We start from the raw sequence: 18724 nt of genomic DNA, 5'->3' as shown, positions 1-18724 counted from the left end.
TGCCTTGGGAACCCCCCGCAGTCGCCACAACGGTCAAAGCTCGCCGCTTGGGTTGCTTCCCCCGGCAGACTTTGGGGGAACCCCAACGCCAGATCCCTCTGTCGGGAAACCCTCTCCGTTTGCGTAGCGCCCCCTATGCCTGCGGCACGGCTACGCCTATCGGGGCTAGTTGCCACAACGCGCTTAACCCGCGCAAGGCACAACTCTTGGCAGCGCTGGTCTCACCAGATACCTCTGTCGGGAAACACTCATCAAGTACTGGCTCCCTCCGGGTTCACCAGTCGCCTACGGCGGGAAACCCGCCTGCAGCGCTGGATTCACCGCAAGGCACAACTCTTGGCAGGACTGGCTCCCTCCGGGAACGCCCGTCGCCTACGGCGGTAAACCCGCTCCGTTTGCGTAGCGCCCCCTATGCCTGCGGCACGGCTACGCCTATCGGGGCTAGTTGCCACAACGCGCTTAACCCGACGCCCTTCGGGTTCGCCAGTCGCCTACGGAGGGAGACCCTCCTGCAGCGCTGGTCTCACCAGATACCTCTGTCGGGAAACCCTCATCAAGTACTGGCTCCCTCCGGGTTCACCAGTCGCCTACGGCGGGAAACCCGCCTGCAGCGCTGGATTCACCGCAAGGCACAACTCTTGGCAGCGCTGGATTCACCGCAAGGCGCTGCTCTGGGCAACGCACTGCCTCCCCAAGACCGCGCTGCCTCACCCCGGCGCTGGCTCCTTTATGCCTGGGAACCCATCCACCGGACTGGCTCACCGCCAAGGGCGTCTACAGGGCTGCATAGTCGAAGTCCGTTAAAACGGACTGGAATTTATATTCAGTAAGCTTTAGCTTACTTGACCTTTGAGCCAAGAAATTTATTTCTTGGCGGATCCAAAAGCAGGTGCAAGATCTTAGTTTCCGGAAAACCCCTAAGCAACGCGGATTTCATAAAGTACAAAACCTCACCCCCAACCCCTCTCCTTAGTAAGGAGAGGGGAGACTTTAACGACAGTTAAAGGCGGGGTGAGGTCAAACGAGTGATTTGTATGTTATTTCATCGATGATCATATTTAATAAAATACAAAACCTCACCCCCAACCCCTCTCCTTACTAAGGCTATCCATTACCCGGATCTTTCTTAACAATCCCACAACTATTACAGGGATTGAGTTTTATAAATAGACAAGCATATGTGAACTTGACAAAGGGAGACTTATTGTGCTGCCGATTAGCCGGATATTTCTTAACAAAAATACAGATGACTTAAAAATAAGCCAAGGCATTGCTCGGTATAGTTTTGAGGGAATGAATGGAGCAGGCGATCGCTAATTCTAGGGGTGAATGATGGAAAAATGGGCTTCATTGGAACTGCAACACGTGCAACTTGGAGACTCGCGGCGCAAAAAGCGCTTAGTAAAAATAGTTGAAGACCTGGCGTCACAACCAGGAGAGAGTGTGCCGCAAGCATCGGGGAATGTAGCAGCAACAACAGCGGTGTATGATTTTTGGAACTCACGCTATTTTCACCCGCAAGATATCCGCATAGCCCATAGAGTAAGCACGATAGAAACAATTAAGCAACATAATACTGTCTTAGCGATTCAAGACACCACAGACTTAGATTTCACTGCTCATCCAGCTACCATTGGTCTAGGTCCAACAGATCATTCATCACTTCTGGGTTTAAAAGTGCATTCAACTTTTGTAACTAGTACACAGGGAGTACCATTAGGAGTGATTGACCAACAAGTATGGGCAAGAGAAAAAGAAACTATTGGCATAGCCAAACAGCGTCGGCAACGTGAAACGAAAGACAAAGAGAGTCAACGCTGGTTAGATGCCGCCACAGTCACACAACAGGTGATACCACAAGACATTCAAGTAGTCACCATTACCGACCGGGAAGGAGACATCTACGATTTGTTTGCTATGCCGCGAACAGAAAATTCGGATTTTTTGATTCGTGCCACTCATAACCGACGAGTTGACCATGAAACCAAATACTTACATCAAGCCATCCACAGTATGCAACCGTGTGGCACAATCACAATAGAATTACAGCGTCATCCAGAACGTGAAACCCGAAAAGCAACGCTGACACTACGCTTTATCACATTAGAGATTCAAGTGCCACTGCATCATCTCAAACGTTCAGAACTGAAACCTATAGGTTTGCAGGTAGTCTTGGCAGAAGAAGAAAACCCACCACAAGGAGTTACGCCTATCAGTTGGTTATTACTGACCACAATAGAAGTAGCTGGCTTTGATGATGCAGTGCGCTGTGTACGTTGGTACACTTATCGCTGGTTGATTGAACGTTATCACTATACCCTTAAAAGCGGCTGCGGGATTGAAAAACTCCAACTCGAAACAGCCCGTCGCATTGAAATGGCCTTGGCTACTTATTCCATTGTCGCTTGGCGTTTGTTGTGGTTAACTTATGAGGCTCGGATGAATCCAAACCAGTCGTGTGAGATAGTTTTGCAATCAGATGAATGGCAGTCTCTTTGTGCCACGATTGACAGAACACCACATCCTCCACAAACGCCGCCATCTTTACGAGAAGCTGTGCGAATGATCGCAACTCTCGGTGGCTTTTTAGGACGTATTGGTGATGGTGAGCCGGGAGTTAAGACAATTTGGCGGGGAATGCGGCGATTACACGATATCGCTACTACCTGGAAATTGCTTCACTCCAATTGTCAAAATTTCCTCTTTTGTTAACGATCGCCTGCTGTCATCTTCTTCCTCTTCCTCACAACAAGTGTCATTTTGTCAAGTTCACCTATGCTTGTCTATTTCTAAAACTCCATCCCTGTAGTAGTTGTGGGATTGTTAAGAAAGATCCGGGTAATGGATAGCCTTACTAAGGAGAGGGGAGACTTTAACGATAGTTAAAGGCGGGGTGAGGTCAAACGAGTGATTTGTATGTTATTTCATCGATGATCATAAATAAAAAGTCGAAGCAATAGTAAGGCACTCAAACGAAAACTTACTTAACAGTCACAATAGAATTGGTAGTAACAGTCGAGACAACGCAGAAATTTGTGGGGACGTAGGTAGGCAAAGATGGGGAAGCTAGCATTGCTGATAGGGGTGAGCGAGTATCAACCCGGACTAAATCCGTTACCGGGTGCGGTGAAAGATGTTGATGCAATGCGACGAGTACTGATACACCCAGAAATAGGAAATTTTGCTGAGGTAGATATTACAGTCCTGAAAAATCCCCAAGGTCAGGAAATGCAATATGCTATTGAGAATCTGTTTGCCGATCGCCAGAAAGAAGACTTGTTATTATTTTATTTTTCTGGTCACGGGATTAAAGATGAGTACGGCAAGCTTTACCTCTCAACTTCTACCACTCGTAAACAGAATAACAGGTTGTTCAAGGCTTCAGCAGTAGCAGCGAGTGTTCTGCACGAAAATATGAATGAGAGCCGTTCCCAAAGACAGGTGATTATTTTAGACTGTTGCTTTAGCGGGGCGATCGCCAAAGGACTAACGGTCAAAGATGATGGTAGTGTAAATTTACAGGAACAGCTAGGCGGTAAAGGACGGGCAATCCTCACCTCTTCGACATCCACCCAATACTCATTTGAACAAGAAGGTTCAGACCTCTCCATATACACCCGCTACTTGGTCGAAGGTATGGAAAAAGGTGCAGCGGATCGCGATGGCGATGGTTGGATTTCGATTGATGAACTGCACGAGTATGCTAGCAGCAAGGTAAAAGAAGCAGCACCAGCAATGACTCCCAAGTTTTACCCAATTGAGGAAGGTCATAAAATTTTGCTGGCAAAATCACCAAAGGATGATCCTAAGGTGAAATATCGTAAGGAAGTAGAAAGTCGGGCTAAGGAAGGTCAGGAGTTTTCTGTCTTTGCTCGTAGAATTTTAGACGGAAAGCGGGATGAGTGGGGATTAACTCCGCAAGAAGCCGCTGCAATTGAAGAAGAAGTTTTGCAACCTTATCGGGAGTATGAACATAAGCGCGATGAATATGAGCAAGCATTGATTCAGGCAATTGATCAACAATATCCCTTTAGCCAGACAACCCAAAAAGATTTAAAAGAATATCAGCAGTATCTGGGACTGCGCGATGAAGATATCGCCTCAATTGAACAACGGATCATTACTCCGAAACAAGCAGAATATGAACATAACCGACAAGAAGCAGAGAGGTTACAGCAAGAGCAAGAAAGAACTCAGCAACAAAAGCAGCAAGCAGAATTAAGAGAACTACCTGAAACTCAATCATCACGAGTTTCTCAGCCAAAATCTCCCTCTGTTATTCAAACTAATATTCAAACTGATATTCAAACTCAGCAGTTTGAGTTCGAGTATGCCACAATCATCCTCAAATCAAGTTTAGACAGAGGAAAAACCTACGAAATCAACCGTCATCGGGGTCAAGCAGAATTTTTCACAGAAAACCTGGGCAATAATGCGTTGCTGGAGATGGTGGCAATTCCTGGCGGTCAATTTTTGATGGGTTCTCCAGAGTATGAGCCAGAACGTTTGAATAGTGAAAGTCCACAGCACACTGTCACCATTCAACCTTTCCATATGAGTAAGTTTCCAGTGAAGCAAGCTCAATGGAAAGCCGTTGCCGGTCTTGCTAAGGTCAACATAGATTTAGATCCAGATCCATCCTTCTTTAAAGGAGCTAATCGATCTGTTGAGAGTGTGTCATGGGACGATGCAATTGAATTTTGCAATCGCTTGTCTCACAAAACTGGAAAGCCCTATCGTCTCCCCAGTGAAGCAGAATGGGAATATGCTTGTCGCGCGGGAACAACTACCCCTTTCCACTTTGGCGAAACTATTACCACAGATTTAGCAAACTACAACGGCAACTCTATTTATGCTTCTGAACCAAAGGGTGAATATCGTCAGCAAACAACAGAGGTAGGAAAATTTCCACCAAATGCTTTTGGTTTGTATGATATGCATGGTAATATATGGGAGTGGTGCCAAGATGCATGGCATTATAGCTACAAAAAAGCACCTGCTGATGGTACCGCTTGGATGAGTGAAAATGATAATGATAATCGTCTACTGCGGGGTGGTTCGTGGACTTACGAGCCGAGGGACTGCCGCTCTGCCAACCGCAGCAGGTTTGCGCGTGTCTTCAAGAACCACTACGTGGGTTTTCGGGTTGTGGTTGCGCGGCTCAGGACTTATTAGCCCTTTACACTTTTTTCCTTTTGCACTTTGCGCTTTATTCTTTTCTCTTCACTTTTGAGCGCGAAGCGCGAGCAATTTTTTTTAGATTTTTGGATGAGTGAAATTGAGTAAGGCTCATACCATATCATCTCTGGATAAAAAGTTATAAAAGACGAAGAACCTTACTCGCCTCCAGTAGCCTCTGTGCTGCTTGTACTATTTATTCATAGGGCGCAACATTTCCCGAACTGCAATCACGCACTCAGCAAACGCTAGCGGTGAAATTGTCACATCTTCTGTAAGGATTGCTTCACTTTGATAACCATTTTGACTCGGTAAGCGATATACGTGCAGCTTGCGTGCATTCACATCTAAAACCCAATAATCTACGATACCAGATCGGGCATAAGCTGGAGCTTTGACCTCTCGGTCATATTTGAAACTGCTATCGGCTATCTCAATCATCAGAAAGACTTCAGACGCAGTTGGATGATGGTCATCGTAATCTAGCGGATTGGGCATAACCACCGCAATATCTGGTTCTGGTTCTGAGTAATCATCAAGTTGAACAGGTGACTGAAGCCTTAGCAAAACTTGTTCACCCAAACGTTGGCGAAATAATCTCTCTGTTCTAGTAATTGCTGATTCATGAGCAGTTCCTTTCGCTGAGATTCGGATGATTTGTCCTGCAATCAACTCAACTCGTTCCTCTGGATGAAAAATTCCAATTTCCGCCATGCGATGATATTCTTGAACGCTTAAAAGGCGAATAGCAGGAACCATGCTACTATTCCTCGCTCAACTCAAAATTCACCCGAGCATAAATATCAGTATAGCTAATTTGAAAATCTATAGAATTTAGGACTAAAACGGCATCTTCCCCTTCATGCTCTTTAAAAGTCCATTCTCCTTGTGCTTTTTTCACATATTGTTCCACAGAAAAACTATACTGGTCAATCATAATATATTCTTGAAATTCAGCAATGGAACGGTAATATTTAAACTTGTCTGTTTTGTCATAATTTTTAGTTGAATTTGATAAAACTTCAACAATCAACAAGGGATTAGTAATAGTCGTCATATTCGTTCCTTCATAGACTGGTTCACCTTTAACGATCATGACATCAGGATAAGTGTAGAGACGGTAACGAGGTATCCATACCTTTACATCAGTCATATATATTTCATAAGCTTGTCCTTGTACTGTTAAAGGGAATTTTCTACAAAAATTTCCAGCTATTTTATTATGGTTAGTTGTTCCCCCTGGGATTGGGATAATTTCTCCATCTCTATATTCACTTCTGTATTCGACTCGCTCTTCTAATTCCAGATATTCTTGTGGGGTGTAATGGCGCTTTTGTGTTTGTAATACCATATTCAGTCTCTCAATTAAAAATAACTATACTCAGAACTTGAACCTTCCCCTAAGTACGCCTTGAACTTTAGTTCAAGGCTCATAATCAAAGTCCGTTAAAACGGACTGGAATGTATATTGAGTAAGCTTTAGCTTACTTGAGCTTTGAGCCAACAAATTTATTTCTTGGCGGACGGAAAAGCTGGTGCAAGATCTTAGTATAGTGTTTTAACACAAAGAACTCAGGAGTCAGGAGCCAGAATTCAGTATGAATTCTATGCGACTTCTAATGAGTATTTTTTTTATTGCGAGCGTAAGTGATTCTGACTCCTGAATCAGGACTTGCTGAATTCTTTTTTAAATCTTACTCAACAAACTTCGGTCTTGCCTTTTGAGTAGACTGTATGTGTTGTTCTAAAGCTACCCAATCTTCCTGCTCAACGAGATAAATCAATTCATCTAGATTGTGACGATATTGCTGGAGTGAATTGAGCAAGCAGGCACGATTGTACCGCGCCATCATCAGCCCTAACTCTGGATTACCGCCACCAACACGACTTGTATCTTTAAAACCAGAACTAGCAAACTTCTGGGCTAATTCCAGCACATTCGTGTCGGTTTCACTCATACAAGCTGCAATCAACGAGGAACTAACCATCACGGGCAAATGGGAAATCCAGCTGACTGCTCGGTCGTGCTCTTCTGGAGAACAATGATAGAGAGTTGCCCCAAGTTCATGTACAATTTTTTCTACAATTGTGATTGCATGTGGTGGTGTTGTTTCTGTTGGTGTCAGGACATAAGGTTTTTTTTCAAATAAATTGGGGATAGCTGCTTCTATACCACTATCGGTTCTTCCCGCCATTGGGTGTCCACCGATAAAATTCTCCCACAGGGGAGCTATTGCTTGAACTATCGGTGTTTTAACTGAACCGACATCAGTGACAATTGTATGAGAAGCCAGATGGGGGATGAGCTGCTCTAATGTGGGAACAATAAGCCCTATGGGTGTACAGATAAATACCACTTCGGCTTTTGCTAGCAGGCTGATGTCAACTGACGCTTCATCTGTGCTACCAAGGGCTACTGCTCGCTTACAGGTTGATTCTCGTCGGCTAACGCCTAAAACATGATGTCCTTGCGATCGCAAATCTAAACCTAAGCACCCACCTATCAGTCCAAGTCCTAAAATACCAATATTCATCTATTTGTCATTTTGAGATTTTATATCATGTATATTTTGCACCTTGGTGATCAAAAACTATAAATCTGGAGCTTTCAAACATTCAACAGTGAACAGTCAACAGTAAACAGTGAGTCCAGTGCGCATTATGAGGGTTTCCCGACCTACTAGGCATCTAGTGAGTCCAGCGCTGCGGGAGGGTTTCCCGACAGCCAGGCGACGGGCGTTCCCGAAGGGCGAAGCCGCCGATGGCCGTAAGGCGTGGCGTTAGCCATAGGGTGAAAACTGGTAACTGATAACTGATAACTGATAAGGATTACATTATATAAGTCATGAGTGAGCGGTTAGTGATTAACAGCTAACAACATTCAAAAGGAGGAAGAAACATGCGTAGTACCTTTAATAAGATGATAGGTAAGACCCGTTATGTGGTCTCTCGTATCATGCTAAATTTGAGTGGGTCTGAGGTAGCACCTATTTTAGGAGTTTTAAATCGTGCTGGCAGGGAAGCTATAGATGCCGATGGTGACATAGAAATTTTGGGAGAAGAATTGGTAGAAATCTGCCAAACCCTACTGCAATACGATGAATATTGGCTTTCTGCGGCTAATGAAGGCGACGTATTTTGGAGTGAAGGAGAGGCGGGAGACTATGTGAATGAATTATTTACAGACTCCGCTCAACGTTACCTCAGTGAACCAGATTTTAGTTCTGACTCGGGAAGAGATGAACCTTTATCTCTTCCTGTAACGCGCAATGTCGTGATTATGATCACAATCGCTTGTGAAGGAGAAGTCCCAGATCTAGAGACTGACTTGGCTAATATTACGGCACTTAAGGAAGGCTTTAAGGCTCTAATAAACTTACACTACAAACATAAATTACGGGCAATTCAGGTGCATTTTTCACCAGCTCGATTGGGTGATGAACTCACCAACGACCAGCTATTGCAATATTTCCCGGAATTAATTCCTTTGTAATTGGTTGGGTTGTCCGTACCAACCACCCTAGTAAGAAATTGTTAAGCTCGGAGATAGGATGAGAGTCAAATGTTCATGACAATCGTGCGTAAATTAACAGCGGTTTTTTTGGCCTTGAGTTTGTGTGTAACAACTGTCGCCTGCGGTGGCGGGGGGTCAGATAAAGCTACACCTCAAGCAAGCAGTACAACTCAAACGACGACAGCAACCACCAAACTGAATGATGGTCAGTATCCAGTACAGCAAGCTAACTATAACGATGCTGACGGGGAGTATACGTTGCTTTTACTCAACGCTACGCCCCCAAGTTTTAAAAGCCAAAATTTACAAATGGCGCGGCTGACGGATGATGAAATCAAGCAAGGAAAGAAAAGTTATCTAAAAGTAGAGAATGGACAGCCAGCTTTATATTTAACAGAAGACTTCAAAATTGATTACGTCCACAACGTTACTGAGACGAAAACCAATCCCCAAACCGGACAACAGGAAACAGTAGTCGTCCGTCAACAAAATAGCTTCTGGGCACCCTTTGCCGGATCTGTTGCTGGTTCTATAGCCGGACAGGCTATTGGTAGTATGTTGTTTAGACCTCAACATTATGTACCGCCTGTATATCAGCCTGGTGGAGTCCTGACTGGCTATGGTGGTTATGGTAGTAGCTATGGCGATGCGGTTAGTAGTTATCGCAGCCGCTATAATGCAGCGCCAGCAGTAGAGAGAAACCGTACTTCTTTCCGTAGCACAGGCACAATTAGAAGATCATATCCTGGTAATTCTTCAACCGTACGACAGACTACTCCAAATACGGGCAGTCGTTCGACTGGTTCCGGCTTTGGTGGAAGTACCCTAAGACCTTCTGGTAATTCTAATGTCAGACGTAGTCCTAGCGGTAGTAGTTTTGGTAGCGGCGGTCGTTCGCGAGTCCCCCGTTCAAGTGGTTTTGGTAGAAGGCGGTAGATAAGTCCGCAGTCAATACTGTTCGGTTAACGTTTTAATATTTTGAAGATCCCCGGAAGATCCCCCCAACCCACGCCAGGTGCTAACTCCTGCGGAGACGCTGCGCGTTCGCGTAGCCTGCGCCTTGCGCTTACAAGTCGGCAGAGCCGGACGCCAGATACCTACGGAGGGAGACCCTCTCCGAAGTTGCCACAACGCGGGGAACCCGACGCCAGATACCTACGGAGGGAAACCCTCCTGCAGTACTGGCTCCGCAAGGCACTTCTCTGTGCAGTACTGGCTCACGCCACATGCCTCAACGCGGGGAACCCGCGCACGGCAGTGGCTCCCCAACGCACTGGCTCCCCTTAAAAAGGGGGGCTTATAACCCTCTTTTACCCCCTTTTTAAGGGGGTCGCCGCAGGCAGGGGGATCTTAACCGAACTGTATTGAGTCCGCAGTTACCAACAATAATTGAAAAAACCCCTTCCCGTTACTGGGAAGGGGTTTTTTAGATGATTTAAAATTGACTTTTTACACTATTTGTGCTAAAGCAACCACTTGCTGCTGCCAACGCCCAACTGCCTTACCAATCACCGCAAGTTCTTGCATCAAAGTGTCGAAACGTTCCGGCGTGACAGATTGTGGTCCATCAGATAAGGCTTTTGCTGGGTTGGGATGAACTTCAATCATCAAAGAGTCACATCCACAGGCGATCGCCCCTAAACACATTGAAGGCACATAGCTAGCCCAGCCCGTACCATGACTAGGATCAACCATAATTGGTAGGTGAGTTAGTTTGCGTAGCACTGGCACAGCTGACAAATCCAAGGTATTTCTGGTGTACTGGCGGTCAAAAGTGCGAATACCACGTTCACACAAAATCACATTTGGATTTCCGGCTGCCAGAATATATTCCGCTGCCATCAACCAATCTTCAATGGTTGCAGCCATTCCTCGCTTGAGAAGAACTGGTTTTGACTGTGCGCCTACTTTTTTCAACAGCGAGAAGTTCTGCATGTTTCTTGCCCCAACCTGGACAACATCTGCGACTTGTGCGATTTTCTCCAAGTCTGCACTATCCATCACTTCTGTAATAATGCCCAGCCCAGTTTCTTCTCGCGCCTTTACCAACAATTCCAAAGCACTCTCGCCGTGTCCTTGGAAGGCGTAAGGCGAGGTTCGGGGTTTATATGCACCACCACGCAAAAAGTGTGCCCCGGCAGCTTTGATTCGCCGCGCGGTTTCTACAATCATTTCTTCATTTTCTACTGAGCAGGGACCAGCAACAATAACCACAGGGTGATGTTCGCCAAAAGGAACTGGTCCATTAGGAGTGTTAACGACGACTTCAGAAGATTCTCCATGTCGAAACTCACGGCTAGCGCGTTTGAAAGGCTGTTCTACTCGCAGCACTTGCTCAATCCAAGGGCTAACTTCTTGAATTTGTAGGGGATCTAAGTCAGCGGTGTCACCAACAAGACCAATAACTACCTTATGCTTACCAACAATTTTTTCTGCTGTCAGTCCCCAAGTGCCAAGTTCCTCGCCCAGACGGTCTATTTCCGCCTCAGGGGAACCAATTTTCATGACTACAATCATGTTAAAATTCCTGCCTAGTTGAGTCCTAGCTGAAAATATTTTCCTAGACGAATCAGTGGTTTAAAATTAGAAAGCTTAAGCAAAATCGAGTTTTCAATATAACGCTTAACAGTCGCCTCATTGATGATATTGTGTCTCAAAAGATTCATAAATTTTGAATTTGTAATGTTGAAGTTACAAAATATAAACTTCAACATTATTTTTTTCACTTTTACCCAACGTCACAGTGATTTACGCGGGAGTGGGCTACTGAAAATCTTCGTTCTGAATCGTGGTAAGTGGCAAAATCCCCCGCGCTATGCCCGAAGGGGCACCCTGCGCGAACAGCCGGGGGTAAGCTTACAGTGATTTACTCACTGAGTACTGTTCATCAAACGTTTTTTTTGCCAGTTTCACGCCAAGCTGCTACCATTCGTTCCGAATTAGTTCTGAAGTCATTCCAGCCCAGCCAACCTCCAACTCTGTGTTCATCCCAAGAGGCAGAGAGAACACCATAAGTTATCCCCAACACCCCCAAACCAAAAAATCCCATGTTCACCAGTAAGACGGCGACAGGAGTTAGTTTAATTCCAGCATAAATTAACAGGAAGTAACTCACAATCAGGGTGCTGATTCCCAAAGCTGTTGGCACACCACAAAAAACAGCCACTCGGCGAATCATCCGTTGGCTAACAACTTTGGGTATTGCCATCTCTTCTTTGGTAAAAGATGGCTTCTTGTCGTCCTTTTTCCCAGATTCCTGCTTGGTTTCTGGTTGTTTGCCTTTTGCTTTAGCGGGTTTTTGGCGCTTTTTGTTTGGTTCAAAAGGCAACTGACTGCGTTCAGATTCAGCAGACATAAGCACTAGTCTCTATCCACGAATGCCGAGACGACCAATCAAAGCTTGATAACGTTCTCGGTTTTCTTCCAGAATATAAGATAATAGACGCTTACGTTGACCAATAAGCTTCAACAATCCTCGACGCGAAGAATGATCTTTCTTGTTTGACTGGAGATGTTCGCTAAGACGGTTAATACGCGCTGTTATCATAGCGACTTGAACATCAGCAGAGCCAGTGTCGGTTTCGTGAACTTGGTACTGTGTCAGTATTTCTTGTTTGCGCTCTTGCGTTAAAGCCATGATCTAATCAATTTCTAAATGTATGCAGCAGTTTCCCATAATATCATAGCCATCCAAGAGCATCCCTATTTTGCTAAAAGACTGGGTGATCAGAAATCGCAAAGGCGAAATCCAGCGACATGGAGTCATTTGAGAGTGTGCAGTTTAGTAAGACGAGGATTTGTAGATTTTTTCTACTGCTGGACAAGAATTTTGGCTTGGAATGACTCTATATCAATTCTGATGCCGTCTTTCCCAGCTTCGACATTATAATTACCAGTCCACTCATGCCATGTCCCTGCACAGGGGTAGTCAGGAATATGATATCCACTCTTGTTTTGAGCGGAAAAATTTGCTATCACGACAACGCGAGAATCTTCTTGACTACGAACATATGCCAGTACTTTTTCGTCTAGATTCTCATGGAAAAATTCAATGTTCTCACTTTGCAAAGCCGAATTTTTTTTGCGTAGCACAATCAGTTTTTTATAGTATTCAAATAAATCCCGATTATGGTCTTTTTCTAATAAAGACCATGTAAGTTTTTGAGGCTGAGTGACAGTTTCACTTTTACGTTTGTCTTCTCCAAATTCTTCCCCCATCCACAGCATAGGTATACCCATTGCTGTTAGCAATAGCGCTGCTCCTAATTTGGCTCGTCTAAATGCATCTTCGTCAAAGATACCGCGTCCGGCAGAGCCGCGCCCCAGGCGAACGCCCAATTCTCTCAAAAGATGTTCACGGTCATGACTCGCTAAGTAATTGACTACGTTTATACTACCCTCATAACCCTGTTTTCTTGGGTCTAAAACCTCCTTGAGCTTTTCAGGTTCAAACATCTCACCGCAAATATGCGGAATCACAAAATAGCGAAAACTTTCATGCCAACAAGCATCTAACGGTCCTGATGGAGTCGTCACTTTACTGGTATCAGGAATATGTTCAGCAACGTTATAAAACTGTTTAGGAATCGCACTTTTTTTCGCTTGTTTACCCACCCAATCTAAAAATTCGTAGTTAGCTAATTGACGCACCGCATCAAAGCGAATTCCATCAATGTGATACTCCTGAACCCAAAACCGTATAATATCACCAACGTATTTCCATGCAGGCTTAACGTTTAACTTCTCGTCGTAGTTGTCATAGTTCAACTCCGGTCCCCAATAATTACCTGGATCTTCCGGATAATGCATATATTCGTAATACCAATAATTCCTATCAATCAGCATTAACGGACATTTTTCATCCGTGTGGTTAAAAATTCCATCAAGCAAAACGCGAATACCCCTCGCATGGCACTCGTCTATAAATCGTTTTAAATCTTCTGTTGTGCCGTAGCTAGATTCTGTCGCAAAATAATGACATACTTCGTATCCCCAATTATAATCACCAAAGTGTTCATTAACTGGCATTAATTCAATAGCGTTAATTCCTAACTCATGCAGGTAATCTAATTTTTCAATAGCATCTACATACTTTCCGTGCTGATCAGAGTCAACTTCGCCTCCAGTAAAATCAGCTACATGCATTTCGTATATCACTAACTCATTATTGTTTGGTAATTTTATATTGTCGTGTTGCCAAACATAAGTATCAACAATCTTTTTTCCATTTTTAATTCTTACTACACCGACTTTTAGTTTTTCATTAACCTCTGTTGCATAAGGATCAATAACATCTATCCATTGCTCTGGATAAAATTGTGGACTCTTCGTTTGAATACGGAACTTATACTGATAGATATCATCCTCTAATTCTACTTGAGTACGGAAAAAGCCGTCATTTCCTTTTTCCATTGGTATTTCTTGCCACTCAGAAAAAGAACCAATTAAGGCTGCTTTTTGATTACGAGGAGCAAATAAATAAAATTCAATACTAGTTGCCATTTAAACTACTTAATCAGTGTAATAAAGTAAAATCAAGAATATACAAATAAATTTTTATCTCAGGATAAATTAATATTCTTTATTGAGTAAAATTTATTTTTTCTAATCAATTATTTTCTCAGATACCTAATATTTTTTTGGTAGTTATAATACATATTAGATTTTTTGCCATTTGATGGATAAAAATAAATCAAAAGTAACAAAAAAGTGGGGACTAGCACTCTCTAATTCCCACTTCTTTGTCAATGCATTTGGTGAAAATATAAGTATTTTTTAAGCAGCTGGTACAGGGACAGTTGTTACAGTACGACTATCTAGGATAGGCTTACGGGTTTGAAAGTCAAATTTGTATCCATGTGGCAGAATATGAAGCTTTGCTCCGCAAACTGCTAAAGGTTCATCTTTCAAAATCTCGCCAACGTTGCTATGCACAACTTCTGAGTCATCGACAACTGTCACACAACCCTGTCCAATAACCTGAAACTGGTTATCGGTTACAACCATAGCGGTGTTCTCATCAATACCAAATCCCAAAACAGCAGGCTGCTGTGCTAAAGCTGCAACCAAGCGTCCCAAGCGTCCGCGTTGTGAGAAATGTTGGTCTATCACCACTCCTGGAAGAAAAGCCAAACCAGGACCTAAGTCTACTATTTCCATTCGAGGATTTGTCTCGGAGTCGCCTTCGATAATCATCACATCTGGCATGATAGCGGCTCCTGCGCTTGTACCTCCTATAACTATACCTTCAGAGAAGCGCTGATGAATAGCTGCATCTATTTCCGTATCCTTAAGAATACTTGTGATACGGGCTTGGTCTCCTCCAGTAAAAAATATACCTGTAGCTTTGTTTATCGCTGCTAACGCTGTAGATGAAGACCCATCTTCACGGGTTTCAGTGTCAAGTATACGAACATCCTCAGCACCTAGCCGTTCAAACACTCTAATATAATTCTCTCCGACTTCTCTTGGCAGTTCTGTCGCGGCTGTCATGATCACAATTTTGGCTTTTGTACCCCCAGCGTAGCGAACAAACTCCCGAAGAATTTGGCAATCCCCCTCCTTATCTTCCGCCCCCCCAATAATGACTAGTTGCCGTCTAATGTCACTAGCTACCATAGAGCCTCCTGATACAAGTGGTCTATTTATATAAAACATGATGAATTTAGGGTTAAAAACTACCATTTGGTAGAGAAAGATACAAAAATTTAATGCAGACTATAATATACAAAGTAAATGACCACATGTTTCTCTGTAAAAAGAGCAGAATAAGAGTAAAAATAGTGACTCTTTCTTTAATTCAAGTTCAAGTAAATAAATAAGGTCAAAAGTCATAAACATCTAATTGTTATGACTTTTGACCCGTAAGAGGCTTGTATTAGCTTTTGTATAAATTTTAAAGGCAACTTTTTTACTCACCCCACGACCATTGAAAATACCAAGACCGCTGATCTATAGCTAGCGCCAAGCTACGCCAACAGCAAAAGCCGTGGGATAAGATAAACTCTTTTAGGTTGACTTTAACCTAACGTAATGTTTTCTTTTTGCAAGTTACGTATAAGTTCTCTCAGTACATCAGTTTGCGTTCTGCCTAGTTTTTCGCAGTAATTGCGTAAGATTTCTTTCTCTAGATCATTCACTCTAAATGTAACAAAATTTGTTGGTTTTCCCATAGCACTGACAGTAATATATGGTCCATAGAAATATAGCACAGGTAGCATAACTGCGCTTTACGTGACAAAACAAGTCTGTGGAATCCACACATCTTTATGGTGAGAACACCAAGAATACTTTGGAAAATACCATAACAGGCTCTGTTGGATACGAGTGCAAGCCCCTCAGATTTTGAGCGTGCCTCCTAATTGTAAAATTAGGATGGTTGTAAAAATCAAAACACCTCCCGATTTCAATAATGTTCCGGAGGTCTATCTGACTGAGTGCCGTATACTATTGATGCTGAGTTGTGATGCTTCAGTTGAACGTTAAATACTCAATTCTTCAGAATGTTGATCACCCTGTTGTGTTTCAAACAGTAACTCGCATAAAAAAGAACGTGCCTCTTCTAAAGCGAAATGCCTGGGTTTACCTTGATATACAATTTGATACTCATTACCGTCTGGGCCATCCCCATATCCAGAAATGAGTTTGTGTTGGAAAGCTTCCTCAGCAAGATGCTGAACCTCTTTTCTGAGAACAGCTTTTGCGTTAGTCATACTTGCCGTCTCCTTAGCGCTTCTTAGTACTTACTATTTATAAATTAACTAGTGTCAAATTGCACCCTTCAAAGGTTATATTTTTAGCTATTAGTCAATAGCAATTGTTCAATATTGATCCATCTGTTATTTAGACTATTGACTATTCACTTAGTATAACAGCTTAACTATATCTTTAGATAGCTGAATGTTCTTGGGGATACTGAGTAAGATAATATTGTATAAAAGTAGCTATTAATGCCAGTGTTCACCAGAAAGCACAGATGTGGCGTAGGCATTGACCTTCGCTGACAAAAGGGTATTAAACTCATAGACAGTAAAGACGTCTGAGGAAACGCTAGTATGTGTTCAGATTTCAGGGTGTTTAGTCAGAGGTAATAGTCTTATGGTTCAAGACAAAATCACCAATACAGTTCGCATCAATGCCAGAAAAACTGATGCATTCGACATCTTCAAGTTCAAGCATTACATAGGACCAAATCCTTACTTGGACGCAGGCGCGTTGGTATTTGATTTTGCGGTGACTGAGTTTACAAAGCCTCTGCCGATTGAGGATTACGTCTCAATTATTGGCGATCGCTACCCACACCTGCGCGACCAAACATTTGATTCCTATGCTCATCTGTTTGCCCGCACCGTGTCAGAAGTCGGAAAGCTAGATATGGGCTTACACCTCGACCGTTGGGGTATTAAGTCATATGAAAGTTATGCGACAATTAGCATACAATCGCTTCATGAGCGTACAACTAGAGGTGTACTTTATTTTGTATGGGATTGGTTTGAAGCCATAACTCAACACAAAGACATTACTTTTGAAGAGCAACTTTTATCCCTTCAAAGTAAATTCCGGCAATCAGTCTACGGTGGTCCTACAGTTTACGCTTTACTGCGTACAGCTGACACAAAAGGTATTCCCGCTTTTTATCTATGGGATGAAGGACTCACACAGTACGGATACGGCAAAAAACAGGTTCGCGGAATAGCAACGACATTTGACAGTGATAGCCATCTAGATTCCGACTTCACCACGCGCAAAGATGACTGCAAAGCGTTTCTAAAAACCTTGGGTTTTCCAGTGCCAAAGGGTGATATTGTTAATTCAGAAAAGCAGGCTCTTGCAGTAGCCAGAGACATTAACTACCCAGTAGCAGTCAAACCTGTGGCTGGTCACAAAGGAATTGGAGTCACAGCCGAAGTACGAGACGAGTATGAACTCAAATCTGCTTTTAGAAGGGCGCTTGAGGCAATTCCAGAAAACGAGCCGACCCGAGTTATTGTTGAAAAAAGCATTGTGGGGTCAGACTTCCGCTTGTTGTGTGTGAATGGCAGATTTGTTGCTGCTATTGAACGTCGTCCTGCATGGGTTGTGGGTGATGGGAAATCAACCATTCAACAGTTAATCCGAGACGAAAACCGAAAACCTGGGCGTTTGGATACACCCACCTCGCCGATGACGAAAATTCAGTGCGACGAAGCGATGGAACAGTATCTTGAACAACAGGGCTTGTCATTGGACAGCGTCGTTGAGAAAGATAGAAACGTTTCTCTTCGCAAAGTTGCTAACCTCTCGGCTGGAGGTGTCAGCATTGACGCTACCCGCACTGTTCATCCTGACAATATCATTTTGGCACAAGATATTGCCCAACACTTCCGCCTTGTTTGCCTGGGGATTGATGTTATTGCACCAAATCTTAGCGAATCTTGGAAGTCTAACGACTTTTCTATCTTAGAAATCAACGCTGCGCCAGGAATTTTGATGCATCTCAAGCCTTCTATCGGTGAAAGCGTTGATGTACCCTCACACATTCTGGAAACTTTTTATCAACTGGGTACAGATGCCAGAATACCAATAGTCACGTTCAACAATATCTCAGTTCAGCAAATTCAAGAAACAATTGACCATATTCTTTTACAACATCCAGATTGGACAATAGGCGCTGTTTGTCGTGATGGTGTTTTCATAAATCGTTCAGCAAAAATTTTGAGTCCAGATTACAACACCAATATCCTTTCTTTGTTGCGTAATCCTAAGCTTGATATGCTGATTGCTGAATACAAAGAAGACGTTTTGGAAAATGAAGGAATGTTTTACTACGGAAGTAACATGGTAGTTTTAAACAATCCTACAGAAATCGAAATGACGCTAACGCGGGATGTTTTTGATGATTCAACTGTTGTAATCAAAAATGGAGATAATATTTCTATTAGGCGCAAGGGTTTGATAGAAGAATATACTCTTGGTGTAGATGAACCTTTTACACGGGTTTATTTGAAGGAGATTGGAACGGTTTTGTAAGTTGATGTCATAGCGAATCTAACG

16 protein-coding genes are annotated in these 18724 nt (G+C 43.3%); 6 read left to right on the top strand and 10 right to left on the bottom strand.

Annotated elements, in window-relative coordinates; genetic code table 11:
- From DP114_RS14505 to DP114_RS14495, 3 genes are all read left to right on the top strand, one after another.
- Positions 1-830, top strand: an 830-nt coding sequence (locus tag DP114_RS14505; RefSeq protein WP_172195114.1) for a hypothetical protein, incomplete at its 5' end; no start/stop codon positions are given.
- A gap of 502 nt (positions 831-1332) precedes the next feature.
- Positions 1333-2712 carry an IS4 family transposase gene (locus DP114_RS14500; RefSeq protein WP_169268310.1) on the top strand — a complete coding sequence of 460 codons (1380 nt, stop codon included), beginning with the start codon at positions 1333-1335 and terminating at the stop codon, positions 2710-2712.
- A 345-nt stretch (positions 2713-3057) separates the two neighbouring features.
- Positions 3058-5175, top strand: coding sequence for a caspase, EACC1-associated type (locus DP114_RS14495; protein ID WP_171976427.1), 2118 nt, complete (start codon positions 3058-3060; stop codon positions 5173-5175).
- Positions 5176-5370: 195 nt separating this feature from the next.
- On the opposite strand, the gene DP114_RS14490 is transcribed toward DP114_RS14495, so the two are convergent.
- The 3 genes from DP114_RS14490 to DP114_RS14480 all read right to left on the bottom strand — a co-directional run bounded on the left by DP114_RS14490 (position 5371) and on the right by DP114_RS14480 (position 7712).
- The gene (locus tag DP114_RS14490) at positions 5371-5937 is read right to left on the bottom strand and encodes a Uma2 family endonuclease (RefSeq protein ID WP_171976426.1); all 567 of its coding nucleotides are present in this window, start codon (positions 5935-5937) and stop codon (positions 5371-5373) included.
- A gap of 4 nt (positions 5938-5941) precedes the next feature.
- Complete coding sequence (locus tag DP114_RS14485) at positions 5942-6529, bottom strand: Uma2 family endonuclease (RefSeq protein ID WP_171976425.1); 588 nt, start codon at positions 6527-6529, stop codon at positions 5942-5944.
- Positions 6530-6872: 343 nt separating this feature from the next.
- Positions 6873-7712 carry a prephenate/arogenate dehydrogenase gene (locus tag DP114_RS14480; RefSeq protein ID WP_171976424.1) on the bottom strand — a complete coding sequence of 280 codons (840 nt, stop codon included), beginning with the start codon at positions 7710-7712 and terminating at the stop codon, positions 6873-6875.
- 365 nt (positions 7713-8077) lie between these two features.
- On the opposite strand from DP114_RS14480, the gene DP114_RS14475 reads away from it, so the two are divergent.
- Both DP114_RS14475 and DP114_RS14470 read left to right on the top strand, forming a co-directional pair.
- Positions 8078-8671, top strand: a complete 594-nt coding sequence (locus DP114_RS14475; RefSeq protein WP_169268303.1) for a DUF1517 domain-containing protein — start codon at positions 8078-8080, stop codon at positions 8669-8671.
- A gap of 69 nt (positions 8672-8740) precedes the next feature.
- Positions 8741-9628, top strand: a complete 888-nt coding sequence (locus tag DP114_RS14470) for a hypothetical protein (RefSeq protein ID WP_171976423.1) — start codon at positions 8741-8743, stop codon at positions 9626-9628.
- Between the two features lie 513 nt (positions 9629-10141).
- On the opposite strand, the gene aroF is transcribed toward DP114_RS14470, so the two are convergent.
- The 7 genes from aroF to DP114_RS14440 form a co-directional block, all read right to left on the bottom strand.
- Entirely contained in the window at positions 10142-11209 is a 1068-nt protein-coding gene (gene aroF / locus DP114_RS14465; protein ID WP_171976422.1) for a 3-deoxy-7-phosphoheptulonate synthase, read from the bottom strand.
- A gap of 14 nt (positions 11210-11223) precedes the next feature.
- Positions 11224-11358, bottom strand: coding sequence for a hypothetical protein (locus DP114_RS35765; protein WP_256379381.1), 135 nt, complete (start codon positions 11356-11358; stop codon positions 11224-11226).
- A 221-nt stretch (positions 11359-11579) separates the two neighbouring features.
- Entirely contained in the window at positions 11580-12047 is a 468-nt protein-coding gene (locus tag DP114_RS14460; RefSeq protein ID WP_169267266.1) for a PAM68 family protein, read from the bottom strand.
- Between the two features lie 12 nt (positions 12048-12059).
- Entirely contained in the window at positions 12060-12329 is a 270-nt protein-coding gene (rpsO, locus tag DP114_RS14455) for a 30S ribosomal protein S15 (protein ID WP_169267267.1), read from the bottom strand.
- A gap of 173 nt (positions 12330-12502) precedes the next feature.
- The gene (locus tag DP114_RS14450; RefSeq protein WP_171976421.1) at positions 12503-14194 is read right to left on the bottom strand and encodes an alpha-amylase family glycosyl hydrolase; all 1692 of its coding nucleotides are present in this window, start codon (positions 14192-14194) and stop codon (positions 12503-12505) included.
- 273 nt (positions 14195-14467) lie between these two features.
- Positions 14468-15310, bottom strand: a complete 843-nt coding sequence (locus tag DP114_RS14445) for a cyanophycinase (RefSeq protein WP_169267269.1) — start codon at positions 15308-15310, stop codon at positions 14468-14470.
- 863 nt (positions 15311-16173) lie between these two features.
- A complete protein-coding gene (locus tag DP114_RS14440) occupies positions 16174-16404 on the bottom strand; it encodes a hypothetical protein (protein WP_169267270.1) in 231 nt (76 codons plus the stop codon).
- Positions 16405-16789: 385 nt separating this feature from the next.
- Here DP114_RS14440 and DP114_RS14435 point away from each other — a divergent pair, with 385 nt between their 5' ends.
- Positions 16790-18700, top strand: a complete 1911-nt coding sequence (locus tag DP114_RS14435; RefSeq protein WP_169267271.1) for an ATP-binding protein — start codon at positions 16790-16792, stop codon at positions 18698-18700.
- Positions 18701-18724: the final 24 nt, after the last annotated feature.

Origin of the sequence: Brasilonema sennae CENA114, from assembly GCF_006968745.1 — a bacterium.
Classification (GTDB): Bacteria; Cyanobacteriota; Cyanobacteriia; order Cyanobacteriales; family Nostocaceae; genus Brasilonema; species Brasilonema sennae.
The sequence above is the reverse complement of the archived record's forward strand: the minus strand, read 5'-3'. Positions and strand labels throughout refer to the sequence as shown.